This window comes from Pseudomonas sp. 18173 (assembly GCF_050432945.1).
Lineage (GTDB): Bacteria > Pseudomonadota > Gammaproteobacteria > Pseudomonadales > Pseudomonadaceae > Aquipseudomonas.
Genome location: NZ_JBKFTN010000034.1, coordinates 26,597 through 50,613, shown reverse-complemented (window position 1 = coordinate 50,613; position 24,017 = coordinate 26,597). Strand labels below are relative to the sequence as shown.

The following is a 24,017-nucleotide window of genomic DNA, read 5'->3' as shown; positions in this document are numbered from 1 at the left end:
CTATCTGCGTATGCAGGTAGGGGTTTTGTTTTTCTGGCTCCTCGGGCAACTACCGGTACTTGATCACGATGCCCTTGAGTTTACGCCCCTCGATGGCCTTCACGTCGCGAGCCCACAGTGGCCCATTGGCATAGGCACCCACCGCCTGAATATGGTCATAGACGACCACCACCGCGTCACCACCGAGTTTGGCTGATTCTTCGCGCAGCTTCTGTTCGACTTCGGTAATCGGCGGGGCAGGGTCGACGGTGGCGTCTATCAGCACTTCACCCAGGCGCACATGCGGACGCAGAGGCTCGGAGCGCAGCACGACGACCTTGTCGGGCAATGTGGGTGCGGGATGTTCTACGCCGACGTAGGCGGTAGTCTGTGCATTGACACTGGCGCAGCCGCTGAGGGTCAACAGGCTGGTTATCAGCCCACCCGCCAGTAGCAAGAGTTTGAAGCGGGTGGACCAGGACAGGTCGTGGGTTGGCATAGTGGGTTTGCTCCTCAAGTCCGCTGCTATCCATGTGGCTAATTGACGGTAGCAGACCGGCCGGGAGTTACAAAAAAGCCCAACCTTTTCAGGTTGGGCTTTTTTGTGCCTGGAAGACGGTCAATCGACTGAGTCTTTCACTGATCCTTTTCGCAGTTGACCATCCACGACACACCAAAACGGTCGACCAGCATGCCGAAGCGCGCCGCCCAGAACGTCTTCTCCAGTGGCATTTGCACGGTGCCGCCGCCTGCCAGCGCATTGAAGACCCGTTCGGCCTCGGCAATGCTGTCGACGTTGAGTGAGATCGAGCAGGCGCTCATTTTTTCGACAGGGCGATCAGGGGTGGTGTCTGAGCCCATGATTGCCTGATCGCCCACGATCAGGCGGGTATGAATGATCAGGTTGTGCAGACCCTTGGGGAAATGCTCGCCGGCCGGCGTTTCACCGAAGGTCAACATGGCTTCGAGTTGGCCTTGCAGACACTGCGCATAGAAGGTGAAGGCGTCTTTGCAGTCGCCGTTGAAGATAAGGTAGGGATTGATTTTCATGGTCGGCTCCGGGTGCTCAAGTACATACATCGGTTTGGACGCCGGTTTTTTCGGCGAATTCCGATTGTGTCGAGCCGATAAGCAAAGCGCTAAATCTTTGTCGGAACTTGTGTTTCTTTAGATGTTTTTTCAATAGGACGCGCGATGCTTATTGCCTCGGGCACACGCCGTGGCGCCAGCACGCGTTCGATGGCGCCGCTGACCATGCTTTCGAGCAGCTCATCACGTTCCTGCTCGTCCAGCACATGGGGCGTCAGCCAGCTGGGGGCACTGTTGAGCAGGGCGCCAATGGCATGCCCGGCGGCCAACAGGCCTTGCTCGCTGAAACGGGACTTCGCGCCGAGCATCTTCAGCAACGTGCGTTCGTATTGCTCGCGCAATTGCCGGACCCGAGCCTGTTGCTCTTCGTTCAGGCAACCGCTGTCGCGCTCCACCAGGCGGAAATGCCAAGGCATCTCCCGATGCAGATTCAGGTGCGCGCGAATCAGGCTGTTGAGTTTGTCGCGTTTGGCCGGGGCTTTTTGCTGAATGCGCCCCAGGGTGGCCAGTAGCTCCTCGTAGAACTCCTCGATCAGGTCGAGCAGCAGGTGCTGTTTGCTGGGGTAATGGTGATACAGCGAGCCTGGGGAGAGCCCCAGGCACGTCGCGAGCTCGCGCATGCCGACCTGGCCGAACCCCTTGCAGGCAAACAGCTCCAGGACCTTGTCCCGGTACTCGGCAAAGCGCGAGCAACGCTCAGGCATAGGCATGGAAGCCACGCCCCGTTTTGCGCCCCAGGTACCCGGCCGCGACCATTTCCTTGAGCAGCGGTGCCGGGCGATATTTGCTGTCGTTGAAACCGTCATAGAAGGCTTCGAGGATCGACAACAGGGTATCCAGACCGATCAGGTCCGCCAGGGCCAATGGGCCGATAGGTTGATTGCAACCCAGGCGCATGCCGGCGTCGATGTCTTCGGCGCTGGCCAGGCCTTCCTGGAACACCAGGATCGCTTCGTTGATCATCGGCACCAGGATCCGGTTGACCACGAAGCCTGGGCGATTGCCGGCGGTAATCGCGGTTTTGCCCAGGGTGGTCGCCATGTCCAGCGCCAGCTTGTGGGTCGCGTCACTGGTTTGCAGGCCACGGATGACTTCGATCAGGCCCATCACCGGCACCGGGTTGAAGAAATGCAGGCCGATGAAGCGCTCAGGCTGGCTGACACTGGCGGCGAGTTGGGTGATCGACAGTGACGAGGTGTTGGAGGCAATCACGCATTCGCTGCTGACCTGCGCGGCGATCTGCTGCAGCACACGCAGTTTCAGGTCGAGATTCTCCGTCGCCGCTTCGATGACCAGCTGCGCATTTTGCAGGCTGCTGTAATCGGTACTGGTGCGGATTTTGTCGAGGGCGGCCTGTTTCTGTTCCGGCGTCAGGGTTTCCTTGGCGATCTGCCGATCAAGGTTTTTACCGACCGTTGCGACGGCTTTTTGCAAAGCGCTTTCGGAAATGTCGAGCAAGGTCACGTTGAAACCGGCCATGGCGCAGACTTGTGCAATGCCATTGCCCATGGTGCCCGCACCGATCACCCCGATGTTTTGCAGATTCATCTTCCCATCCTTCGATCAAACCCTGCGATACCTTGGCCGCGACTACGGCCGAAGGCGTACTATTGCCGCGAGTCTAGAGCCGGCAGGGCGGTTGTCCTATGCCAAAACTGTTCAACGGCAATGATGTTTTTTGCCATTCGGGTGATGAGAGAGAAGCGAACCAATGCGGGAAAAGGACTCGGTTGCCGCCTATTTCGTGCAGGCAATGATCCATGGGCTGAGGGAAGATCCGCAGCGCGTGACGGCGGTGCTCGAACAGGCGGGCATTGATCCGGCGGTCATGAGCGAACCCACGGCGCGGGTGCCGGCCAATGCGTTTGCCGCGTTGTGGCTGATTCAGATCCGCGAGCTCGATGACGAATTTTTCGGGCTCGATTCCCATGGCATGCCGCCGGGCAGTTTCGCCCTGATTTGCCGGGCCCTGATTCAGGAACCCGACCTGCACAAGGCCATGCGTCAGTGCCTGGCCAACTTCGGGTTGTTCCTGCGTGACTTTCGCGGCTCACTGGCCGTGCGGGGCAAACGCGCGGTCATCAGCCTGGAAACCTGCTCGACGGACAACGATGCCAGCCGCTTTGGTGAAGAAACGTTCCTGGTGCTGATGATCAGTCTGCTGTGCTGGCTGGGCGGCCGGCGCATTCCCATAGACCGCGCGGACTTCCGCCATTCACGCCTGTCGCTGGGCGACGACCGCCTGCTGTGGGGCCCCAACCTGACCTTTGGTGCCGAGCGCACCGAAATCGAATTTGCCAGCCACTACTTGCGCCTGCCGGTGGTTCAGGATCTGGCCTCGCTGAAAGTGTTTCTGCGTACCGCACCACAATGGCTGGTGATCCGCTTCCGCAACCAGCATGGCCTGGCCTCGCAGGTTCATCAGCGCTTGCGCGGCAACCACTACAGTGAATGGCCGACGTTGCAGGCCTTTGCCCTGGAGCAGCACCTGAGCCCCAGTACCTTCCGCCGCAAACTGGAGCGTGAAGGCTGTTCCTACCAGGAGATCAAGGACGAAGTACGGCGCGGTGTGGCCTTCGAGCAATTGCGTGAGAGCGATGCGAGCATCAGCGATATCGCCGAGCGACTGGGGTTCCAGGAACCCAGCGCCTTCCATCGGGCATTCAAGAAGTGGACCGGGGAAAGTCCGGGGCGCTATCGGGCCCGTTATCAGGGGGAGCGGGGCGCAGACGCGACCAGCCTTCAGGAGTCCTGCGAGCCCTGAACCACCGCCTGCCCGGCCACCTGATGGGGGCTTGCCTTGAACAAGCCATCAATTGCCTGGCGATACTGGTTGCCACCCAGGCTCATGCTGTTGTTGTGTGTACCACCGGGTATCAGCAGCAGACGCTTGGGTTCATGGGCGGCATTGAACAGTTGCTGGCTGAATCGTGAGGGCATGAACGGATCGGCCAGGCCGTGCACCACCAGCAGCGGCATGTCGATGTCGACGATCCTGTCGATAGAGTCGAACTTCTGCGACAACAGCCAGCGCACTGGCAACCCGCTCACCGGCAGGTTGTTGTTGGCCACTTCCGCGACCGCATCGCCCAACGAGGTGAAAGAAGACTCGATGACCAGACCGCGCACCGGCACGGCGACCTGCTGCTGTTTAGCCTGTGCGGCCAGACCGGCCGCGAGTTCGATGGCCACTGCACTGCCCAGTGAATGCCCATAGATCAGACGTTTGCTGGCGTCCGGTTGCATCGCGGTAAAGCGCTCCCAGGCGACGTGTGCGTCTTCATACACACTGGCTTCCGAGGGCAAATCGCCTTTGCTCTGACCGAAGCCACGGTAATCGATGGCCAGCACCGAATAGCCCATGGCCCGCAACTGCTCGATGCGAAACGCCTGGCCCGTGAGGTTCCAGCGCACGCCATGCAGGTAGAGGATTGACGGCGCATCGCGGCGGGCGGCTGGCCACCACCAGGCATGCAGGTTTTGCCCGGCCTTGAAGCTGGCGGGCGTGATATCGAATTCCTGAACGTCCTGCGGCAAGCCGCGATACCAGCCTGCCGTGCCCGGTTCGATGCGGAACAGCAACTCGCGCTCTTTGTATTTGAGCGCCCCACAGCTCACCGGCAAGCCGACGACCAGCACGGCCATGCACAGCAACGACAACCAGCGTCGGCGCAAGTGAGCGAGGAGGGGAGCAGGCATCGGACGGTCCATCAGAGTGTGAAGCACGGGTTTTAACAGATGTACCCGTGCGCCGGGCGATTTTTCCGACCATCGTTGAGACCCGGCAGTTAACAGTCGATGCCTGCTGAAGTTGGCGTCGGCTCAGTCCACGCGCAACACAATCTTGCCGATATGCTCTCCCGCTTCCATCCGCGCGTGGGCCTGTGCCGCTTCAGCGAGCGGGTAAACCCGGTCTATCATCGGCAGGCAGCGCCCGGCACTCAGCACCGGCCATACGTGTTCGCGCAGTTGTCGGGCGATGGCGGCTTTTTCTTCCCCGGTTCTCGAGCGCAGCAGGGAGCCGGTGACAACGGCGCGTTTGGCCATGATCGCCAGCAAGTCGACGTCCCTGGCGTGAGCACCACCGAGGAAGCCGAGCATCACCAGGCGGCCTTCCAGGGCCAGGGCGGCCACATTGTTGTTGAGGTACGAGCCGCCCATGATGTCGAGAATCACGTTGACGCCCAGGCCCGCGGTTTTTTCCGCGATGACCTGCACAAAGTCCTGGTCGCGATAGTTGATCGCCTCGGCGCCCAATTCGCGAATCACTGCGCATTTTTCCTCGCTGCCGGCGGTGGCGAACGCGTCGATGCCGAGCTCGCGGCACAGCATCAATGCGGTGGTGCCGATGCCACTGGTGCCACCGTGGATCAACACACGCTGGCCCTGACGTGCACCGCCAAGGCCGAACAGGTTGGCCCACACCGTAAAGAAGGTTTCCGGGATGGCCGCCGCCTGCAACCAGTCCATGCCTTCAGGAATCGGCAGGGCCTGACTGGCCGGGACCACGCAGTATTGCGCGTATCCGCCGCCATTGGTCAGCGCGCAGACCTTGTCGCCCAGGGCAAACTCGCTGACGCCCGCGCCAATCGCCACCACTTCACCGGCCACTTCCAGCCCCGGAATCGGGTTCGTGCCGGGTTTCAACGGGTATTTGCCGGCCCGTTGAAGCGCGTCCGGGCGATTGACCCCGGCGGCGTGCACGCGGATCAGAATCTCGCCGGCCGCAGCAGCGGGCACAGGTGCCTGGCGCGGTTGCAGGACGTCGGGGCCACCGGGTTCGGTGATTTCGATCAGGGTCATGGTCTGGGGCAGTGTCATTTCATATACCTGTATTGAGTGTTAATGATTCGGTCGAACGGCTAAGCAGTCGGCTGCCCGGTTCCAGCAACAGCGCGAGAACAATGGCACCGGCGGCAATCACGAACATCAAGGCGTGCTGGCCGCCACTGGCGTTGAACAGCGCCGAATAAGCGAACCCCGAGAGGGCCTGGAAGGTCGCGAACGACACGGTGGCGCGACTCCAGGCAAGCTGTTGCCGGTGATGCCCGGGGATCAGCTCATGCACCCGCGCCAACGCCAGCGGCACGATGCCAGGCGGGAAGGAGCCGAGGATCACAGCCAGTACAGCCAGCACCGCGAACGAACTGCTGATCGATAGCAGGCCAACCGCCAGCGCCTGCACTACCAGAACGATGCGGATACCCGTTTTCGCGCCCAGTTGGTCGGCCAGAAAACCGTAGCTCACCGGCCCGACAATCGCGCCCAGGCCATACATCACCCAGATCAGCGCGCCGACATGCGCCCCGGCATTGAGCCCACGGGCGACGTAATCCACCAGGAATACCATGGCCGGCACCAGCCCGGTCGCCATGAGCGCGTATTGGGCGAACAGCAGGTAAACGCTCGGGTCGGTTGGGCTCGACGACGATGTATCCGACGGCGCAGCGGCTGCCGGGTGCGTGGCGATCGGCCAGCCAAACCAGCTGGCAGCGGTCAGCACCAGGGCCAGCGTGCCAAGGCCGAACCAGGTTTGCTGCAAACCGAGACTCAGCAGCGGTGGCACTATCGTCCCCGACCCGGCTATGCCCAGGCCGATGCCCAGGAATATCGCGCCGCTGGCCAGGCCTTTGCGGGCCGCCGGCACTTGGGGCAAAACGGTTGCCGCCACCAGCACCATGATCGCGCCACCGGCAATTCCCGACAGCAGACGCCAGCCGAAGAACCAACTCACCGACAATGGAAAACCACAGGCGAAAAACGCCATTGTCACTGCCAGCATCATCAGGCGCAGGGCGGTTTTGTTCGAGGTCCGTCGTGCCAGTGGATGGCCGATCAGGGCGCCGATCAGGTAACCCACCAGATTGGCGGCTCCGAGATACACCACGTCGCTGGCGGAAAACCACTGAGCCTGGATCAGCGAAGGTATCAACGGTGTGTAGGCGAAACGCGCCAGGCCGATGCTGACCAGGCTGGCGCAGAGGCCGGCGAAGATCGGCAGCCAGATCGAGCTGCGTGCACGGGTAACCGGAGGCGATGAGCTGTGCATGTGCATTGTCCTGTGGAGTCACTCAGGCTTTCAGCATATCGAGATTTTTCGAAGCATTAATGCAGCGATTACGCGCTATGCTGATGCGTAATTGCATCATCAGGAGCGCGTTATGAATTGGGATGACGCCCGGGTATTTCTCGCGGTTTGCCGCGAATCCACCTTACGCGGCGCGGCGCGGGTGTTGGGGGTCGATCAGGCCACTGTTGGCCGGCGCATCACGGCGCTGGAGAAATCACTCAGTGCGACCTTGTTCCTGCGTACCTCCGAAGGTTACGCGCTGACGGCTGTCGGCGAAGCGGCGCTCAAGGCGGTGGAGAAAATGGAGCATTCAGCCCTCGAGCTGGAGCGCCGGATCCAGGGTCTGGACGATCGCTTGAGCGGCACGGTGCGCGTCAGTACCACCGATACCCTGGCGATTGATTTCCTGATCCCGGCGATTGCCCGCCTGCATCGACAACACCCGGATGTACGGGTGCAACTGGACGCCACCACACAGATTCTCAGCCTGGCCAAACGCGAGGCGGACATCGCCGTGCGTAACACCCGGCCGGACAACCCGGACCTGATCGCCCGGCGCATCGCGCGCTGGCCGGTGGGGCTGTTTGCCTCGCAGGCCTATGTCGATGCCCACGGCATGCCGGAGTCTGGCTCGGCGTTCGCCGGGCATGACCTGGTGGTGTATCAACCCTATTTGCAGGGCAACAAAGACCTGACGCTGGTCTCGGAGCCGGTGGCGCGCGGGCGGATTGTCGCGAGCCTCAGTTCCAGCCTGCTGGTGCGCCGTTCGATTGCGGCGGGGATCGGGGTCGGGGAGGTTCCGGTGTACCTGGGGGAGCGCGACGGTCTGGTCAGGCTGTGGCCGGAGCGTTTGCGACCGTTGCCCTATGACGTCTGGCTGGTGACCCACGCGGACCTGCGCCATACGGCCAGGGTCCGGGCGGTGATTGATGAGATTGTCGCGGGGTTCGCCGGGACCGGTGAATNTCAGGCTGTGGCCGGAGCGTTTGCGACCGTTGCCCTATGACGTCTGGCTGGTGACCCACGCGGACCTGCGCCATACGGCCAGGGTCCGGGCGGTGATTGATGAGATTGTCGCGGGGTTCGCCGGGACCGGTGAATAAATCCGGAGACCACACAACCTGTGGGAGCGGGCTTGCTCGCGAAAGCGCAGTGTCATTCAACAGAGATGTCGTCTGACACTGCGCCTTCGCGAGCAAGCCCGCTCCCACAGGGTTTTGTCATGGCATTTCCGGCAGTTCCTGAGGGCGCAGGTCGAAGACCAGTACTTCAGCGTCCACGCCGTTGCCCAGGGTCAGCGCCTGTTCGTCGCGCACCCGCACGCCGTCGCCTTCCTGCAACAACACGCCATTGAGTTCGACGCTGCCCCGGGCTACGTGTACATAGGCGTAGCGGTTGGCGGCGAGTTCCAGGGTGGCGCTTTCCTTGCCGTCGATCAGGCCGGCATACACCCGCGCATCCTGACGCACCTTCAGCGAACCCTTGGCGCCGTCCGGCGAGATGATCAGTTGCAGGCGCCCGCGTTTCTTCTGGGTACTGAAGTGCTCTTGTTGATAGCGCGGTTTGGCGCCGCTGACCTCGGGCACGATCCAGATCTGCAGAAAGTGCACCGGCCGCGTGCCGGAGTGGTTGAACTCACTGTGGGCCACGCCACTGCCGGCGCTCATCAGTTGCACGTCGCCGGGGCGAATCACTGAACCTGTGCCCAGGGTGTCCTTGTGCTCCAGGGCGCCTTCAAGCACGTAGGAGAAAATCTCCATGTCGCGGTGCGGGTGCTGGCCGAAGCCTTTGCCGGCGGCGACGCGGTCGTCGTTGATCACCAACAGGTCAGAAAAACCCTGCTCTTTCGGGTTGCGGTAGTTGGCGAAGGAAAAGGTATGGAACGACTTCAACCAGCCGTGATTGGCCAGGCCACGATCCGAGGCTTTGCGAAGAGTCAGCATGATGAAATCTCCTGTGGGGACGTGAATTCGTCCGACTGAGGAGAAGGTTAATGTTTATCTTGTAGTTCAATAAGTAGATGAAAATTGAAATACTGTCTCTATCAGGTTGACAGTTTACGGGCGTCAATCAGCTATTCTTTTCCGGCTTTGGCTTGTGTCTGGTCATAATGCACTGCACTCCTTGATGTCGGGTGCAGGCCCTGTGGGAGCGAGCCTGCTCGCGAAAGCGGTGTATCAGGCAAAGTTGATAGCGACTGACACTACGCCTTCGCGAGCAGGCTCGCTCCCACTAGGGGCTTGTGTTTGGCAGACCAACCTTATTTGATCCCAGTGAATCCCAATCCATGAAAACCGTGGCAATGGTGTTGTTTCCCGACTTTCTCCTGCTCGACATGGCCGGGCCCATGGAAGTGTTTTCCATCGCCAACCGTTATCTGAAACCCGAAGATCACTATGTGCTGTCGACCATCGGCACCGAACCCGGCGCACTACGGGCATCCAACGGCGTGTGCGTGCAGGCCGATCGGCACATCGATCAGGCCTGCGAGGGTTTTGATTTGCTGCTGGTACCTGGTGGCCCCGGTGCCTACAACGAAAAGCATCCGCCATTGCTCGACTGGCTCAGGCACAACGTCAGCCGGTCCGCCGGTTATGGTTCCATCTGCACCGGGGCGTTCGTGTTGGGGCATGCCGGTTTGCTCGATGGCTATCGCGTCACCACCCACTGGCACTACACCGAGCGGCTGATCAAGGCCTTTCCGAACGCGACGGTCGAGACCGATCAGATCTTTGTTCAGGACCGCAGCCTGATCACTTCCGGCGGCGTGACGGCCGGGATCGACCTGGCGTTGTCGGTGGTGGCGCAGGACCACGGCAAGAAGGTCGCCCAGGACGTGGCCAAGGTGTTGCTGGTGGTGATGAAGCGCCAGGGCGGGCAGGCGCAGTTCAGCCCGTTGATGGCCGCGGTGGCGCCCCACGAAACGGCGATTACCCGCGTGCAGAACCATGTGCTTGAGCACCTCGATGAAACCTACAGCATCGAGTCCATGGCCGGGCTGGCCAACATGAGCCCGCGTCATTTCGCCCGGGTGTTCGCCCGGGATGTGAACATGACGCCCATGGAGTTTCTGCAAAGCGCGCGCATCGATTGCGCGAGGAACCTGCTGGAAACCACCGAGTTGCCGCTCAAGACCGTGGCATTCAAAAGCGGCTTCGGCAGCGTGCGGCACATGCGTTTTCTGTTCAGTGAAAAACTTGGCCTGACCCCGATCCAGTACCGCGAGCAGTTCAGCTAGCCGGCGCGTGTCCGTCACGCGCACCGCAATGGCCGTGATGCTCCCCCCGTGGCAGTTGTACCGTCACCGAGGCCTGCCAAGATACCGCTGAACTCATTGCAAGGAAGGTGCGGAGCCAGGATGCAAACCAGGTTTCCAGCGGGTGACAGCCCATGAACAGCCTCAGAGATGTAAGCAGCGAAGCGGTGCTGCGATTTGGTCCCTATGCCTTCCACCTCGGTCAGCGACTGGTGCTGGACGGCGATCGACCGCTGCGCCTGGGCGGCCGCGCCCTCGATGTGTTGCAGGTACTGGTCGAGCACGCGGGCTCGGTGGTCAGCAAGGAGGAGTTGATTGCCCAGGTCTGGCCGCGCTCGGTGGTCGAAGAGATCAACCTGCGCGTGCACATCGCCGCCCTGCGCCGTGCCCTGGGCGACGGGCAGAACGGCCAGTGCTACATCGTCAACATTCCCCAGCGCGGCTACAGTTTTGTCGCCCCGGTGCAACACTCGCCAGAGCCCGTACCGTTCCCGAGCGAGACCGTGCAAAAACCACTGCACAACCTGCCCGCACGGCTCACGCCGATTACCGGGCGCGATGCCATTGTCGGCAGTCTGGTGCGGCAATTGCCGGTGCGGCGATTCATGACCCTGGTCGGGCCATGCGGAATCGGCAAGACCACCGTGGCCCTGCGTGTGGCCGAGTTGTTATTGCAGCACTATCGGCACGGTGTGTGGCTGGTGGACCTGTCGGCGATCGATGACCCGGCGCAAGTGACCGATCACCTCACGCGAACCCTTGAACTGAAGGTTGGCACTACGCTGGAGGCGCTGTCGCAACGGCACGCCTTGTTGGTCCTGGACAACTGCGAGCACCTGCTCGAACGCTGCCGGACGCTGATCGAGACACTGCTGCAATCGATGCCTCGCCTGTCGATCCTCGCTACCAGCCGCGAGCCGTTCAATGCGGCGGGCGAAACCGTGTTGCGCCTGCCACCGCTGGCGGTGCCGTCGGCATCGGCGCTGCGCAGTGTCGCCGAGGTCATGGGCTATTCGGCGGTGCAGTTGTTTGTCAGCCGTGCCCGTGCTCGCCAGCAAGGCTTCACCCTGCGCGAACAGGACCTCAAGGTCGTGCGAGAAATCTGCCGGCGCCTGGATGGCCTGCCGTTGGCGATTGAACTGGCCGCGGCGCAGATCGATGCGTTGGCGCTGGTGGGGTTGCAGGCCCAGCTCGACAATTGTTTTCAGTTGCTGACCCAGGGCCGTCGCACGGCCGTTCCCCGGCATCAGACCCTCAAGGCCGCGCTGGACTGGAGCTACGAACGGTTGACTGCCGTGGAACAAACCGTGTTGCAGCGCCTGGCGGTGTTCAAAATGATGTTTACCCAGGACGCAGCGATTGGCGTGATCTGTTGCGACAGGCTGCCCGCCGCCGACTTGATCAAGGTGCTGGAAAGCCTGGCATTGAAGTCACTGCTGTCCCGGGAGCAGGGAGGAGGGGGGACCCGTTACCGCTTCCTCAACACCACCCGCACCTACGCACAGGAAAAACTCGAACTCAGTGGCGAGTTGCGCACCCTCGAAGTGCGTTATGCCGGTTACATCAGGCAAATGCGCTGGCCTTCAGGCGGGCAGGTGGCATTGCAACTCGTCGAGTAGCCGGCGAACCGTCATCAGGTCTGGCGTGGCAAAACCTTCGCTGAAGCGCTGGTAGATCGGAGCCAGCAGTCGATGCGCCCGTTGCGGGTGGCCCTGACGCTGCCACAACTGCGCCAGTGAGGTGGCGCTGCGCAGCTCCCAGGCCAGGGCACCCTGGGCCTTTGCCACGTTGAGTGCCTTGAGCAGCACCGCTTCGGCCGTCGCGGCCTTGGCCGGACAATCCGTTGCCAGCAGCGTCCTGGCTTTGGCCCGCAGTATTTCTGCCGTGCTCCAGCCCGCCGCACCGCTTTGCGCGCGTTCGAGCAAATCATCGTCGACGCAGTTCGAATCCAGCGTGACCATGATGTCTTTGATCAAGCCGGTGTTTTGGCGGCCGATTGGCCGAACATCGGTGCCGCCGATCACTTGCGCGTAATGTTGCGCCCAGTTGTAGAACAGCGGAACCGAATGTTTCTGCGCCTGTTCCAGCAGCAGGCGCAAAAGTTCGCGGGCACTGCGGGTGTCGCCGTTGTAGTAGGCGATCAGGCAGCCGGCGAGCGCCAGGGTGTAGCAGATCGACGTGCCGTGGTTGATCTGCAACGCGATGTCCAGCGCCTGCCGTGCCGTGCGCCAGGCCTGTTCCGGTTGGCCTTGCAGCCAGAGGATGCGCGCATGGATGGTCAGCGCCGCGACGCTCTGGTCGTATTGCACGCCGAAACCATGGGTGAAACGGTTGAGATAACCGCTGTGGGCCATGCGTTGCAGCACCTGTTCGGCATGCTCCCCGGCCTGGTGCTGGTCGCCGGAGAAGTGCAGGGCCAGCACGCGCAATCGGTGCGTACTCAAAGACATCAGGGCGTCGTCATGCAGCCCGAGCTGATCGAATTGCCGGCTCTGCTCCAGGGCCATCTGGTAATGACCGCAACTGAGGTTGACGGCCAGGTGACCGGAAATCGCCCGCAGCTGACCGGCGACATCGTCAAGTTGCCTGGCCAGGGCTCTGGCGCTGACAAAGGCGCCAACGGTTTCGGCGCTACCGCCCTGAGCGTGGTAACAGGCACTGCCCAGGGCCAGCTTGAGGGCCATCTTCAAGCGCGGGCACGGCTCGGCTGACTGATCGAGCAAGGCCAGTGCCTTGCGCACATAACCGCCATGTTCCTTGAGCAGTGACAGCTCCTGCCACAAGGGTGTGGACGTCGCGGCCAGGCGTATCGCCAGTGCCCTTGGCCCTTGCGCGTGCAACCCCCAATCAAGGGCCGCACGGATATCCTCAAGGGCCCGGCCATAGCGCTCGATCCACAGGCCGGTCGGCGTTTTCTCCCAGTCGTCCTGCGCCTGTTGCATCAACGTCAGGCAGCGCTCGGCGTGCCGTTCCCGCGTGCCGGGCAGGTCGGTGGTTTGCGTGAGTTTTTCCAGGGCGTAGTGGCGGGTGGTATCGAGCAAGCGGTAGTACACGTCTTCGTCGCCCACCTCCACGTTCAGCAACGACTTGGCGACCAATTGGGTGATTGAACCGAACACCTCGCGGGGTTCGATGTGTTCGCCGACAATCACCGCCGCTGCCGACTCCAGGGTGAAGCCACCGCGAAACACACTCAGCCGGCGCAGGCAGGTCTTTTCGCAGGCGTTGAGCAGTTCGAAGCTCCAGTCCAGCGTTGCGCGCAAGGTCTGATGCCTTGCCAGGGGCATCTGGCAGGGCTGGGTCAGCACCCGGAAACTGCTTTGCAACTGCGCCAGCAAACCCTGCAATCCGAAGGTGCCCACTTGCGCCGCCGCCAGTTCGATGGCCAGTGGAATGCCGTCCAGTCGGTGGCAGATGTCGATCAACAGCGGCAGCTCGGCGTCCGTCAGTTCAAAGCTGTCATGGCTGGCCATGGCCCGCTCGACGAACAGTTGCAGGGCGGAAAAGGTCATGGCCTGGGCGCGGTCGAGGACGGCGATGGGGGGCGGGCAGTCGAGTGATTCCAGGCGCTGGACGAATTCCCCTTCGGCCCGCAGGCTTTCGCGGCTTGTGGCGAGGATGTGCACTTGCGGCGCACTGCGCAGGATGTTTTCGCTGAGCTGGGCGATGGCGTCGACCAGGTGCTCGCAGTTGTCGATGACCAGCAGCATGTGGCGGTCACGCAGATAGTCCGCAAGCCCGCTCAGGGGTTCATCATCGTGCAGGGCCAGTTCGAGCAGCGTTGCCAGATGGCCGTCGATCATCAGCGGGCAGTTGATCGGGGCCAGGTCCAGCAGGCGAATGCCGTCCCGGTAGTGACCGATCATCTGTTCGGCGACCCGCAGTGCCACCGTGGTCTTGCCGATGCCACCGGGGCCGACGAGGGTGATGAAGCGCTGGCGTGGCAATTGCACCATCAGATGGTCGACCAGTGTCTGCCGGCCGATCATGCGCGTACGGCGCACCGGCAGGTTATGCCGGCTCGGCACGCGCGTCTCGGGTGCCGGCGGTTGCCCGGCCTGTTCCAGTGAGTGCGGAGCGACGAAACTGTACCCGCGCTGGGCCACGGTGACGATGTAACGCTGACCGGCCTGGCCGTCGCCCAACGCCTTGCGCAATGCAGCCATGTGCACCCGCAGGTTGATGTCCTCGACCACGCTGTTGGGCCAGACCCTGGCGAGCAATTGTTGCTTGCTGACCACATTGCCGGCGTGCTCCAGCAGGATCAACAGGATGTCCATGGCGCGCCGGCCCAGGCGCAAGGGCTGGTCGGCCTCCATCACCAGGCGTTGTCCGGGGTAGACCCGGTAGGGGCCGAAATGCACAACCTGTTCGGGGGATAGGGTCAACGAGTCGCTCCTGCTGCATCCGTCTGGTACGCGGTTTTCGAGCATATTCCTCAAGTCTTTTAGCCAGCGCAATGCGCCGCCCGGGTGACTGTCGGGTGCAGGCATCGACTGTAGCGTATCGGCCAGGGTCCGTCGGCCCCGTGATCATTGGGCGCGACAGATGGACAGCAATTGCCGGGGCTTTTTGCGCGCCATGGAAAATTAACAACGTTTAACTCGTCCTGCGCCCGGTCTGCGTCCAAGACTCTCTTCCTTCTGTGGCACCGAAGGCAGGGATGAAATGTCAGTCAACCACAAGCGACCCGATGTGGGAGCGAGCCTGCTCGCGAAAGCGGTGTGCCAGTCACTGCTCATGCTGAAGGTGACACAGCCTTCGCGAGCAGGCTCGCTCCCACAGAGGGCAGTGCAATGAGCAACGTGGTGGTGGTCTATCACAGTGGCTACGGGCACACCCGGGTCATGGCCGAAGCCGTGGCCGGGGGGGTGGAACGGCATCTGGGCAGCACCTGCCAGTTGATTCCGGTCGAGGAAGTGCACGAGCACTGGGAGCGCCTGCACAACGCCGATGCCATTATCTTCGGCGCGCCGACCTACATGGGCAGCGCCTCGGCGGCCTTCAAGGCGTTCATGGAGGCCACGGCGGCGTTCTACCTGGCCCAACCCTGGCGCGACAAACTCGCCGCGGGCTTCACCAATTCCGGTTGCCTGTGCGGCGACAAGCTCAACACCTTGCTGCAGATGGCGGTGTTCGCCGCCCAGCACTCGATGATCTGGGTCGGCCTCGACCTGCTGCCGGCACGCTCCAGCACCGGCGCGTTCAACGGCCAACTCAATCGCCTGGGCAGCTCACTGGGCGCCATGGCCCAATCGAATGTCGAGCAATCCCCCGACGATGCCCCTCCGCCCGAGGATCGCTGCACCGCCGCGCACCTGGGCGAGCGTGTGGCGCGCCTGGCCGATCGCATGAAGCAACTACCGGTTTGATTCCCCCCCAACCCTCGTTAAGGAAACATCACCCATGAGCACCTTCACTACCCGCGACGGCGTCGAGATTTACTACAAGGACTGGGGCACCGGTCAGCCGATTGTCTTCAGCCACGGCTGGCCATTGAACGCTGACAGCTGGGAATCGCAGATGATCTTCCTGGCCTCCAAGGGCTACCGGGTCATCGCCCACGACCGTCGTGGCCATGGGCGTTCCAGCCAGCCGTGGTCGGGCAATGACATGGACCATTACGCCGACGACCTGGCGCAGTTGATCGAACTGCTCGATCTGCAGGACGTCGTGCTGTTCGGCTTCTCCACCGGTGGTGGCGAAGTGGCACGATACATCGGTCGCCACGGCACCGGACGCGTGGCCAAGGCCGGGCTGATTTCCGCCGTACCACCGCTGATGCTCAAGACCGAAGCCAACCCCGGCGGCCTGCCATTGGAGGTGTTCGACGGCATCCGCCAGGCCTCGCTGGCCGATCGCTCGCAGCTGTACATCGACCTCGCCAGCGGCCCGTTCTTCGGCTTCAACAAACCTGACGCAAAACCGTCCCAGGGCATGATCGACTGGTTCTGGATGCAGGGCATGATGGCCGGCCACAAGAACGCCTATGACTGCATCAAGGCGTTCTCGGAAACCGACTTCACCGAAGACCTGAAGAAGTTCGACGTGCCGACCCTGGTGGTGCATGGCGACGCGGATCAGGTCGTGCCGTACGAGGCGGCGGGCGTCTCCAGCGCCAGACTGGTGAAGGGTTCGACGCTGAAGATTTACCCGGGTGCCCCTCACGGCTTGACGGACACCCACAAGGATCAGCTCAACGCGGATCTGCTGGCGTTCCTCATAGGGTGATACCCGACTGAAAGATCGCAGGCGCGGCCTGCGATCTTTTGCCGCTCGACGAGCTGCCGCGAACAAACTGACAGCGCCAGGCAAACGGGTTGATGCCTTCGCTGCGGGTGAAAATGTGGCAGAAGTGCGCCTGATCGCAGAAGCCGCACTCGAGGCTGATCTGCGTAAGGCTCATGTCGGTGTTGCGGATCAATTGCTTGGCCAGGGTGATGCGTTGCTGGCGTATCCAGTCCTGCGGCGAGAGCCCGGTGCTGCACTTGAACGCACGGGAGAAATGACTGCGCGAGAGGGCGCAGGCCTGTGCCAGTTCGGTGACTTCAAGGCTGTCACCGAGGCGTTCGAGGATCAGTTGTTTAACCATGTTTTCGCGGTGCGGGCTGAGGCCGCCGGTGCTGGTCTTGCGAGGTTCGCTGGCAGGTGCGCGGGCGGTGGTGTGCTGTGGGTAAGCCATGGCCATTGTCCGGTCGGGGGAGGAAAAGCACTGGTGCCCGGTTTGAGCGATCAGCACCGTTACTCTGAAAAAAAGCTCTGCGCTGAGGGCTTCATTGTTAGAGTTGCCCTCAGTGCCTGACGAGTTAAACGTTGTTAATTCCATCCCCGAAGGTGTGAACACAGCACATCGCTGCAAGTGTGAGCAACGGCGATGGGCACAAGATGCGCAGCATGGAGCGGGCCATCTCGGACCGCTGGCTGGCTTGAAAAGGTGAGCAGATGAAACGGACATGGCAGGGAACGCTGGGGGCCATTGGCCTGGTTCTGATATCCGCCAGCGCGCTGGCCCAGGCGCCCGCGCAGGTGGGCACGCAAGTACCCGGGTACTTCCGGCTGGCGCTGGGGGATTACGAAGTGACGGCGTTGTTTGACGGCTACAACGACCTGTCGCCGAAGCTGTTGCAAGGCATGAGCCAGAGCCAGATCCGCGCGCTGTTGGCCCGTCGTTCGATTGAAACCCCGGGTGTGCAGACCGCCTTCAACGCGTTTCTGGTCAACACCGGCAAACAGCTTGTGCTGATCGATACCGGGGCAGGGCAGTGCATCGGTCCTACCGCCGGCCAGCTCCCGGCCAACCTGCAAGCGGCCGGCTACAAACCGGAGCAGGTGGACGCCATCCTGATCACCCACTTGCACCTGGATCACGTTTGCGGTCTGGTGGACGGCAAGCAGCAACCGGTGTTCGCCAACGCTACGGTGTATGCGGCCAAGGCCGAAGCCGACTACTGGCTCGACCCGCAGGCATTGGCCAAGGCGCCGGAAGCGGCCAAGGGCTACTTCAAGATCGCTCAGGATTCCACTGCCCCTTACGTTGCCGCCGGTCGTTTCAAGACCTTCACCCCCGGTCAGTCACCGTTGCCGGGTGTGGTCGAGGCGCAACTGGAAGCCGGGCACACGCCGGGCAGCACCACGTACCGTTTCACCTCCCAAGGGCAAAGCATCCTGTTCATGGGCGACCTGGTGCACAACCTCGCCGTGCAGTTCCTGCACCCTGAAGTGTCGATCGGTTTCGACGTCGACAGCCAGCATGCGATCAAAAGCCGCAACCAGGTGTTCACTGCCGCTGCCGCCAGCAAGACCTGGGTGACGGCGGCGCACTTGCCGTTCCCCGGCATCGGCCATATCAGCGCCCAAGGCAAGCATTTCGAGTGGGTGCCGGTGGAATACGGACCGTACAAACGCGCGGCGAACGTGCCGTTGATCGAGTAAAGTCCAGCGCACTCACGCCTGGCCGAACACACAAGGAACCCGTGCCTATGAACCGTAACGATCTGCGTCGCGTCGACATGAACCTGCTGGTGATTTTCGAAGCCCTGATGTTCGAAAAGAACCTGACCCGCGTCGCGGAAAAACTGTTCATGGGGCAGCCGGCGGTGAGCGCCGCGCTGGGGCGTTTGCGCGATCTGTTCGATGACCCGTTGCTGCTGCGCAACGGTCGCGGCATGGAGCCGACGGCGCGCGCGTTGGCGATCCTCAAGGAGTTGCAGCCGGCGATGGACACCATTTCCGGCGCGGTCAGCCGGGCCAGGGAATTCGATCCGGCGACCAGTTGCGATGTGTTTCGCATCGGGTTGTCGGACGATGCCGAGTTCGGCTTGTTTCCACCGTTGTTGCGTCAGTTGCAAGAAGAGGCACCGGGCATCGTCGTGGTCGTGCGGCGGGCCAATTACCTGTTGATGCCGGCGCTGCTGGCGTCGGGGGAGATCTCGGTGGGTGTGAGCTACACCACGGATCTGCCGGCCAATGCCAAGCGCAAGAAGCTGCGCGATATCCCCTGCAAGGTGCTGCGTGGTGACAGCCGGCCGGGGACGCTGTCCCTGGACGAGTACTGTGAGCGGCCCCATGCGATGGTGTCGTTCTCAGGGGACTTGAGCGGCAATATCGATCTGGACCTGGCGAAGGTCGGGCGTAGTCGTCGCGTGGTGCTGGGGGTGCCGCAGTTCAGTGGGTTGCGGGCGTTGCTCGCGGGCACCGAGATGATTGCCACGGTGCCCGATTATGCGGCGTGTGCGTTGGTGGAGGGGTGTGGGTTGCGGGCTGAGGATCCGCCGTTCGAGATCGAGGCGGCGCAGTTGTCGATGGCCTGGAGCGGGGTGCATGACAATGATCCTGCGGAGCGGTGGTTGCGGTCGCGGATCAGTCAGTTCATGTCTTTGGCTTTGGATATTCCCTCCTGATTGGGTGCATATCCGTTTTTTGGGTTGTGGCGACTGGCGGTTTCGCCCTTACGGCGACTCACTTTTTTTACAAGCGCCTAAAAAAAGTAAGCAAAAAAACGCTCGCCCCGAACGTCCGGCCCCTCGCCTAGGCTCGGGGTTCCTTCGCTCCGGTGCCCATCCGGGGGCATTGCCCTCCGGTCGGCTGCGCGCGACCTACATGCAATGAGTTCGACTGCGTCGAACGGCGCTGCGCGCCATTCCCCGGATGAACACCTCCGCTAAGCCTGCCGAGGGGGCGGGTGGATCAAGATCAAGATCAAGAGCGGCAGGCGAGCTAACGCTCGGCCTGTTGAGTGGTGAAGAGCGTGGGGGTACGCCGATCTGCCGTTGCTCTGCTTATGCTCTTCTGTGGGAGCGAGCCTGCTCGCGAAAGCGGCCTGCCAGCCAACCAATTTCTTGCAGATGTACTCAGCATCTGTAGGAGCGAGCTTGCTCGCGATGGAAGTCAACGATGACGCGGGCGGTCTGAATCCCCGCGGTGTCCTGGCGTTTTTCGCGAGCAAGCTCGCTCCTACAGGGGGATGCATTCAATTGCGGTCAGGTCGGCTGTCAGGCCGCCTCGCTTTGGCTTTGGCTTTGGCTTTTGATCTACTTGCCCCCTCGAGAGGCCGAGCGCAGGTTCTGCGTAGTGGGCAACCCGGCATGGATGCCGGGTTAGCCGCGTACGGCCATGGATGGCCGATCGCGGCGGGCCCACGGAGCAGGACCGGAGCGAGGGCATGCCGAGCCTTGGCGAGGCACCGAACGTCAGGGGCAAGAGCCCTTGGTTACTTGGGGCTTTTCCAAGTAACCCGCCGTAAGGGCGGAACCATAAGCCGCCGTGACCGCAAACCCGGATATGTACACAAAAAAAACGTCGCCAACCACAAAGCCTTCGCGAGCAGGCTCGCTCCCACAGGGATCTGCATCGCTGGGCAGTTCTCAGCCCACATCGCAAACAGAGCACGTACATTCAATTTTTCCTCCCCCCGTCCCGGCACTATCTAGTCCTGTCCCGGCGCCTCGTCGCCGGTGGTTTTTCATATGTGCAGGTGGGCCATGGACGCTTCGCAACGCGGTGATCGGGCGCAAGACTGGGGGCTGCTGTTCCTGCGGGTCAGCGGCGGGTTGTTCCTGTTGTGGGTACACGGTTTGCCCAAGCTGCTGCACTACAGTGCCGAGTTGCAAAACATCGAAGACCCTTTCCATCTGGGCGCAAACCTGACGCTGGTGCTGGCGATTTTCGCCGAGGTCGTGTGCCCGCTACTGATCGTCGCCGGGTTGCTGGTGCGTCTGGCATGTTTGCCTATTCTGTTTCTTCTGTGGGTGTCGATGTTGCTCGTGCATCCGCAGTGGACACTCTTCGAAGGCCAGTTCGGCTGGCTGTTGTTGATTGTGTTCACCAGCATTTTCATCGCCGGGCCGGGACGGCTGGCGCTCAATGTCCGTTTCGCCGGAGCCTTGCGTTATGTCTGAATCCAATCGCCGTGAGCCGGCAAACCCCGGGCCTGATGAGGTGGTGACCCTGATCGTCAAACACCGGGTCAAGGCCGGTTTCGAAGTGCCTTATGCCGCCTGGCTGCGCAACATCGTCAAGGTGGCCGCGCAGAACGTCGGGCACCTGGGCGTGGATGTGGTGCGCGGCAAGAATGCAGGCCTGGACACCTACACCTGCGTGCTGCGCTTTTGCTCCACCGAGGCGATGCAGAACTGGCTCGATTCGCCGCAGCGCCAGGCGCTGGTTGAAGAAGCCGCGCCGATGCTGGCCGATGGCGACCAGACCGAGGTCAATCCACTCAACGAGTTCTGGTTCTCGCCCCAGGCCGAGGCCGGCACACCGCCACCGCGCTGGAAGCAAGCCGTGGTGACGTTGCTGGTGATCTTGCCGCACACCTTGCTGGTGCCGCTGATCTGGGGGCCGCTGCTGCGACTCAACGCATTTCTCTCCAGCTACGTGGTTGCCACGTTCCTGATCACCCTGACCATCGTGCTGTCAGTGGTCTACCTGTTCATGCCCATGGCGACGCGCCTGTTCGCGCCCTGGCTGTCTCCCGCCCCTTTACACGAGGAACCGTGATGAACGCCGATCTGATTCTGTTCAATGGTCAATTCCATACCGTTGACCGCGAAAAACCGCTCGCCAGCGCCGTAGCGATCAGCGACGGGCGTTTCGTCGCGGTCGGCAACGATGCGCAAGCCATGGCCCTGCGCGGCGCAAACACCCAGGTGATCGACCTCAAGGGGCGCTGCGTGATCCCCGGGCTCAACGACTCGCACTTGCACCTGATCCGTGGCGGCTTGAACTACAACCTCGAATTGCGTTGGGAAGGTGTGCCGTCACTGGCCGATGCCTTGCGCATGCTCAAGGACCAGGCTGACCGCACGCCGACGCCGCAGTGGGTGCGGGTGGTCGGTGGGTGGAACGAATTCCAGTTCGCCGAAAAGCGCATGCCGACCCTGGCGGAGCTAAACCAGGCCGCGCCGGACACGCCGGTGTTCGTGCTGCACCTCTACGACCGCGCCTTGCTCAACCGCGCCGCGCTGCGCGTAGCCGGTTACACCCGCGACACGCCGAACCCGCCGGGTGGCGAGATCGTGCGTGACGCCAATGGCGAGCCGACCGGCATGCTGGTGGCACGGCCGAATGCGATGATTCTGTACTCGACGCTGGCCAAGGGGCCGAAGCTGCCGCTGGAGTATCAGGTCAACTCGACCCGTCAGTTCATGCGCGAACTCAATCGCCTGGGCCTGACCAGTGCCATCGATGCCGGCGGCGGTTTCCAGAACTATCCGGACGATTACCAGGTGATCGAGCAGTTGGCGAAGGACGGGCAGCTGACCGTGCGCATCGCCTACAACCTGTTCACCCAGAAGCCCAAGGAAGAGCTGACCGACTTCAAGAACTGGACCGGCAGCGTGAAGCTGCACCAGGGCGATGATTACCTGCGGCACAACGGTGCCGGGGAAATGCTGGTGTTCTCGGCGGCGGACTTCGAAGACTTCCTCGAGCCGCGCCCGGACTTGCCGCAAACCATGGAGGCCGAACTGGAGCCGGTGGTGCGCCATCTGGTCGAGCAACGCTGGCCGTTCCGTCTGCATGCGACCTACAACGAATCCATCAGCCGCATGCTCGATGTGTTCGAGAAGGTCAATCGCGACATTCCGTTCAATGGCTTGCCGTGGTTTTTCGACCACGCCGAAACCATCACCCCGCAGAACATCGAGCGGGTGAGGGCGCTGGGGGGCGGCATTGCGATTCAGGATCGCATGGCGTTCCAGGGTGAATATTTCGTCGACCGCTACGGCAAGCAGGCCGCCGAAGCCACACCGCCAATCAAGCGCATGCTCGCCGAAGGGGTGCCGGTCGGGGCGGGTACCGACGCCACCCGGGTCTCCAGCTACAACCCGTGGACCTCGCTGTACTGGATGGTCAGCGGCCGTACCGTCGGCGGTCTGGCGCTGTACGAGGAAGGCTTGCCGCGCACCACTGCACTGGAGCTGTTCACCCACGGCAGTGCCTGGTTCTCGTCGGAACAGGGCAAGAAAGGCCAGATCAAGGTCGGGCAACTGGCGGACCTGGCAGCACTGAGCGCGGACTTCTTCAGCGTCGAGGAAGAAGCGATCAAGTGGATCGAGTCGGTACTGACCGTGGTCGGCGGCAAGATTGTCTACGGTGCCGGCGACTTCGAAAAACTCGGGCCTGTCAGCCTGCCGGTGCTGCCGGACTGGTCGCCGGTGGCGAAGGTTCCGGGCCACTGGCGGCCGAACGCGCCGATGCAGGCGCAGGTTCACCAGTGCAGCGGCCCGTGCGCCGTGCATACCCACAGTCATGAAAAGGCCCGTATGTCGAATGTGCCGGTGAGTGACTTCGCCGGTTTCTGGGGCGCCTTCGGCTGTTCCTGCTTCGCGTTCTGAGTCTCAACCAGGCGTCGGCCATCGTGGCCGGCGCTTTACCTCACCACCCTCCGAGGAGTTTCAAATGAGCAACGTTCCTTACAAACGCCTGAACAAAGACGATGCCGTTGTGCTGCTGGTCGACCACCAGACCGGTCTGATCTCGCTGGTACAGGATTTCTCACCCAACGAGTTCAAGAACAACGTGCTGGCGCTGGGCGACATCGCCAAGTTCTTCAAGCTGCCGACCATCCTCACCACCAGTTTCGACAGCGGCCCGAACGGCCCGATCGTGCCGGAACTCAAGGCGCAGTTCCCGGACGCGCCGTTCATTGCCCGCCCGGGCCAGATCAACGCCTGGGACAACGAGGACTTCGTCAAGGCGATCAAGGCCACCGGTCGCAAGCAACTGATCATCGCCGGTGTGGTGACCGACGTGTGCGTGGCGTTCCCGACCCTGTCGGCCATTGCCGAAGGCTTTGACGTGTTTGTGGTGACCGACGCTTCCGGTACCTTCAACACCACCGTGCAGCAAGCGGCCTGGGCGCGCATGTCGGCTGCCGGTGCGCAACTGTTGAACTGGTTCTCCGTGGCCTGCGAGCTGCAAGGCGACTGGCGCAACGACATGGAAGGCCTGGCCAACCTGCTGTCGGAACGCCTGCCGAACTACCGCAACCTGATCAACAGCTACACGAAGTTTACCGCCAAGTAAGACCTTAACCTGTGGGAGCGGGCTTGCTCGCGAAGAGGGAGTGTCAGTCACAGCAATGTTGCCTGACACACCGCTTTCGCGAGCAAGTCGGATCGC

General features: G+C 62.2%; 22 protein-coding genes and 1 pseudogene. 13 read left to right on the top strand and 10 right to left on the bottom strand.

Features of this window, described 5'->3' with window-relative positions; translation table 11 throughout:
* Window positions 1–49: 49 nt before the first annotated feature.
* The 4 genes from ACLD1X_RS26970 to ACLD1X_RS26955 all read right to left on the bottom strand — a co-directional run bounded on the left by ACLD1X_RS26970 (window position 50) and on the right by ACLD1X_RS26955 (window position 2,616).
* Window positions 50–478: a hypothetical protein gene (locus ACLD1X_RS26970; protein ID WP_429373003.1), complete on the bottom strand. Its 429-nt coding sequence runs from the start codon at window positions 476–478 to the stop codon at window positions 50–52.
* Window positions 479–615: 137 nt separating this feature from the next.
* Entirely contained in the window at window positions 616–1,029 is a 414-nt protein-coding gene (locus ACLD1X_RS26965) for a VOC family protein (RefSeq protein ID WP_429373001.1), read from the bottom strand.
* Window positions 1,030–1,118: 89 nt separating this feature from the next.
* Window positions 1,119–1,778: a TetR/AcrR family transcriptional regulator gene (locus ACLD1X_RS26960; protein ID WP_429372999.1), complete on the bottom strand. Its 660-nt coding sequence runs from the start codon at window positions 1,776–1,778 to the stop codon at window positions 1,119–1,121.
* The gene (locus ACLD1X_RS26955; RefSeq protein WP_429372997.1) at window positions 1,765–2,616 is read right to left on the bottom strand and encodes a 3-hydroxybutyryl-CoA dehydrogenase; all 852 of its coding nucleotides are present in this window, start codon (window positions 2,614–2,616) and stop codon (window positions 1,765–1,767) included. The genes ACLD1X_RS26960 and ACLD1X_RS26955 overlap by 14 nt, the downstream gene beginning before the upstream one ends.
* Window positions 2,617–2,779: 163 nt before the next feature.
* Here ACLD1X_RS26955 and ACLD1X_RS26950 point away from each other — a divergent pair, with 163 nt between their 5' ends.
* Window positions 2,780–3,832, top strand: coding sequence for an AraC family transcriptional regulator (locus ACLD1X_RS26950; RefSeq protein ID WP_429372995.1), 1,053 nt, complete (start codon window positions 2,780–2,782; stop codon window positions 3,830–3,832).
* On the opposite strand, the gene ACLD1X_RS26945 is transcribed toward ACLD1X_RS26950, so the two are convergent.
* From ACLD1X_RS26945 to ACLD1X_RS26935, 3 genes are all read right to left on the bottom strand, one after another.
* Entirely contained in the window at window positions 3,811–4,767 is a 957-nt protein-coding gene (locus ACLD1X_RS26945; RefSeq protein WP_429372993.1) for an alpha/beta hydrolase, read from the bottom strand. The genes ACLD1X_RS26950 and ACLD1X_RS26945 overlap by 22 nt on opposite strands.
* Window positions 4,768–4,890: 123 nt before the next feature.
* Entirely contained in the window at window positions 4,891–5,889 is a 999-nt protein-coding gene (locus tag ACLD1X_RS26940) for an NAD(P)H-quinone oxidoreductase (protein WP_429372990.1), read from the bottom strand.
* 1 nt (window position 5,890) lies between these two features.
* Complete coding sequence (locus tag ACLD1X_RS26935) at window positions 5,891–7,117, bottom strand: YbfB/YjiJ family MFS transporter (RefSeq protein WP_429372988.1); 1,227 nt, start codon at window positions 7,115–7,117, stop codon at window positions 5,891–5,893.
* A gap of 112 nt (window positions 7,118–7,229) precedes the next feature.
* Between ACLD1X_RS26935 and ACLD1X_RS26930 the strand changes: the two genes are divergently transcribed.
* Entirely contained in the window at window positions 7,230–8,144 is a 915-nt protein-coding gene (locus ACLD1X_RS26930) for a LysR family transcriptional regulator (RefSeq protein WP_429372986.1), read from the top strand.
* Window positions 8,107–8,241, top strand: a pseudogene (locus tag ACLD1X_RS26925) (LysR family transcriptional regulator); the annotation flags it as partial. The gene ACLD1X_RS26930 and the pseudogene ACLD1X_RS26925, both read left to right, overlap by 38 nt.
* Before the next feature lie 117 nt (window positions 8,242–8,358).
* On the opposite strand, the gene ACLD1X_RS26920 reads toward ACLD1X_RS26925, so the two are convergent.
* Window positions 8,359–9,081 (bottom strand): pirin family protein, encoded by a 723-nt coding sequence (locus tag ACLD1X_RS26920; RefSeq protein WP_429372984.1) that lies wholly within the window; start codon window positions 9,079–9,081, stop codon window positions 8,359–8,361.
* 344 nt (window positions 9,082–9,425) lie between these two features.
* Here ACLD1X_RS26920 and ACLD1X_RS26915 point away from each other — a divergent pair, with 344 nt between their 5' ends.
* Both ACLD1X_RS26915 and ACLD1X_RS26910 read left to right on the top strand, forming a co-directional pair.
* Complete coding sequence (locus ACLD1X_RS26915; protein ID WP_429372982.1) at window positions 9,426–10,376, top strand: GlxA family transcriptional regulator; 951 nt, start codon at window positions 9,426–9,428, stop codon at window positions 10,374–10,376.
* Window positions 10,377–10,528: 152 nt separating this feature from the next.
* Window positions 10,529–12,013, top strand: a complete 1,485-nt coding sequence (locus ACLD1X_RS26910) for an ATP-binding protein (protein WP_429372980.1) — start codon at window positions 10,529–10,531, stop codon at window positions 12,011–12,013.
* Here the strand turns inward: ACLD1X_RS26910 and ACLD1X_RS26905 are convergent.
* On the bottom strand, window positions 11,978–14,782 hold the full coding sequence (locus ACLD1X_RS26905; protein ID WP_429372978.1) for an ATP-binding protein: 2,805 nt from the start codon (window positions 14,780–14,782) through the stop codon (window positions 11,978–11,980). The two genes, ACLD1X_RS26910 and ACLD1X_RS26905, sit on opposite strands and share 36 nt — an antisense overlap.
* Before the next feature lie 408 nt (window positions 14,783–15,190).
* On the opposite strand from ACLD1X_RS26905, the gene ACLD1X_RS26900 reads away from it, so the two are divergent.
* Both ACLD1X_RS26900 and ACLD1X_RS26895 read left to right on the top strand, forming a co-directional pair.
* On the top strand, window positions 15,191–15,766 hold the full coding sequence (locus ACLD1X_RS26900; protein WP_413428585.1) for a flavodoxin family protein: 576 nt from the start codon (window positions 15,191–15,193) through the stop codon (window positions 15,764–15,766).
* Window positions 15,767–15,800: 34 nt separating this feature from the next.
* Entirely contained in the window at window positions 15,801–16,625 is an 825-nt protein-coding gene (locus tag ACLD1X_RS26895; RefSeq protein ID WP_429372976.1) for an alpha/beta fold hydrolase, read from the top strand.
* On the opposite strand, the gene ACLD1X_RS26890 is transcribed toward ACLD1X_RS26895, so the two are convergent.
* Window positions 16,615–17,076, bottom strand: a complete 462-nt coding sequence (locus ACLD1X_RS26890; RefSeq protein WP_429372974.1) for a helix-turn-helix domain-containing protein — start codon at window positions 17,074–17,076, stop codon at window positions 16,615–16,617. The genes ACLD1X_RS26895 and ACLD1X_RS26890 overlap by 11 nt on opposite strands.
* A 260-nt stretch (window positions 17,077–17,336) precedes the next feature.
* Between ACLD1X_RS26890 and ACLD1X_RS26885 the strand changes: the two genes are divergently transcribed.
* The 6 genes from ACLD1X_RS26885 to ycaC all read left to right on the top strand — a co-directional run bounded on the left by ACLD1X_RS26885 (window position 17,337) and on the right by ycaC (window position 23,921).
* The gene (locus tag ACLD1X_RS26885) at window positions 17,337–18,326 is read left to right on the top strand and encodes an MBL fold metallo-hydrolase (protein ID WP_429372972.1); all 990 of its coding nucleotides are present in this window, start codon (window positions 17,337–17,339) and stop codon (window positions 18,324–18,326) included.
* Between the two features lie 47 nt (window positions 18,327–18,373).
* Window positions 18,374–19,294: a LysR substrate-binding domain-containing protein gene (locus ACLD1X_RS26880; RefSeq protein ID WP_429372970.1), complete on the top strand. Its 921-nt coding sequence runs from the start codon at window positions 18,374–18,376 to the stop codon at window positions 19,292–19,294.
* A gap of 1,080 nt (window positions 19,295–20,374) precedes the next feature.
* Window positions 20,375–20,791, top strand: coding sequence for a DoxX family protein (locus ACLD1X_RS26875; protein WP_429372968.1), 417 nt, complete (start codon window positions 20,375–20,377; stop codon window positions 20,789–20,791).
* On the top strand, window positions 20,784–21,392 hold the full coding sequence (locus ACLD1X_RS26870; RefSeq protein ID WP_429372966.1) for an antibiotic biosynthesis monooxygenase: 609 nt from the start codon (window positions 20,784–20,786) through the stop codon (window positions 21,390–21,392). Before ACLD1X_RS26875 ends, ACLD1X_RS26870 begins: the two co-directional genes overlap by 8 nt.
* The gene (locus ACLD1X_RS26865) at window positions 21,392–23,230 is read left to right on the top strand and encodes an amidohydrolase (protein WP_429372964.1); all 1,839 of its coding nucleotides are present in this window, start codon (window positions 21,392–21,394) and stop codon (window positions 23,228–23,230) included. Before ACLD1X_RS26870 ends, ACLD1X_RS26865 begins: the two co-directional genes overlap by 1 nt.
* A 64-nt stretch (window positions 23,231–23,294) precedes the next feature.
* A complete protein-coding gene (gene ycaC, locus ACLD1X_RS26860) occupies window positions 23,295–23,921 on the top strand; it encodes an isochorismate family cysteine hydrolase YcaC (protein ID WP_322618121.1) in 627 nt (208 codons plus the stop codon).
* Window positions 23,922–24,017 lie beyond the last annotated feature (96 nt).

Coding starts and splice junctions, on each gene's coding strand:
- ACLD1X_RS26970 (WP_429373003.1), bottom strand. CDS start 478: ATGCCAACCCACGACCTGTCCTGGTCCACCCGCTTCAAACTCTTGCTA.
- ACLD1X_RS26965 (WP_429373001.1), bottom strand. CDS start 1,029: ATGAAAATCAATCCCTACCTTATCTTCAACGGCGACTGCAAAGACGCC.
- ACLD1X_RS26960 (WP_429372999.1), bottom strand. CDS start 1,778: ATGCCTATGCCTGAGCGTTGCTCGCGCTTTGCCGAGTACCGGGACAAG.
- ACLD1X_RS26955 (WP_429372997.1), bottom strand. CDS start 2,616: ATGAATCTGCAAAACATCGGGGTGATCGGTGCGGGCACCATGGGCAAT.
- ACLD1X_RS26950 (WP_429372995.1), top strand. CDS start 2,780: ATGCGGGAAAAGGACTCGGTTGCCGCCTATTTCGTGCAGGCAATGATC.
- ACLD1X_RS26945 (WP_429372993.1), bottom strand. CDS start 4,767: ATGCCTGCTCCCCTCCTCGCTCACTTGCGCCGACGCTGGTTGTCGTTG.
- ACLD1X_RS26940 (WP_429372990.1), bottom strand. CDS start 5,889: ATGACACTGCCCCAGACCATGACCCTGATCGAAATCACCGAACCCGGT.
- ACLD1X_RS26935 (WP_429372988.1), bottom strand. CDS start 7,117: ATGCACAGCTCATCGCCTCCGGTTACCCGTGCACGCAGCTCGATCTGG.
- ACLD1X_RS26920 (WP_429372984.1), bottom strand. CDS start 9,081: ATGCTGACTCTTCGCAAAGCCTCGGATCGTGGCCTGGCCAATCACGGC.
- ACLD1X_RS26915 (WP_429372982.1), top strand. CDS start 9,426: ATGAAAACCGTGGCAATGGTGTTGTTTCCCGACTTTCTCCTGCTCGAC.
- ACLD1X_RS26910 (WP_429372980.1), top strand. CDS start 10,529: ATGAACAGCCTCAGAGATGTAAGCAGCGAAGCGGTGCTGCGATTTGGT.
- ACLD1X_RS26900 (WP_413428585.1), top strand. CDS start 15,191: ATGAGCAACGTGGTGGTGGTCTATCACAGTGGCTACGGGCACACCCGG.
- ACLD1X_RS26895 (WP_429372976.1), top strand. CDS start 15,801: ATGAGCACCTTCACTACCCGCGACGGCGTCGAGATTTACTACAAGGAC.
- ACLD1X_RS26890 (WP_429372974.1), bottom strand. CDS start 17,076: ATGGCTTACCCACAGCACACCACCGCCCGCGCACCTGCCAGCGAACCT.
- ACLD1X_RS26885 (WP_429372972.1), top strand. CDS start 17,337: ATGAAACGGACATGGCAGGGAACGCTGGGGGCCATTGGCCTGGTTCTG.
- ACLD1X_RS26880 (WP_429372970.1), top strand. CDS start 18,374: ATGAACCGTAACGATCTGCGTCGCGTCGACATGAACCTGCTGGTGATT.
- ACLD1X_RS26875 (WP_429372968.1), top strand. CDS start 20,375: ATGGACGCTTCGCAACGCGGTGATCGGGCGCAAGACTGGGGGCTGCTG.
- ACLD1X_RS26870 (WP_429372966.1), top strand. CDS start 20,784: ATGTCTGAATCCAATCGCCGTGAGCCGGCAAACCCCGGGCCTGATGAG.
- ACLD1X_RS26865 (WP_429372964.1), top strand. CDS start 21,392: ATGAACGCCGATCTGATTCTGTTCAATGGTCAATTCCATACCGTTGAC.
- ycaC (WP_322618121.1), top strand. CDS start 23,295: ATGAGCAACGTTCCTTACAAACGCCTGAACAAAGACGATGCCGTTGTG.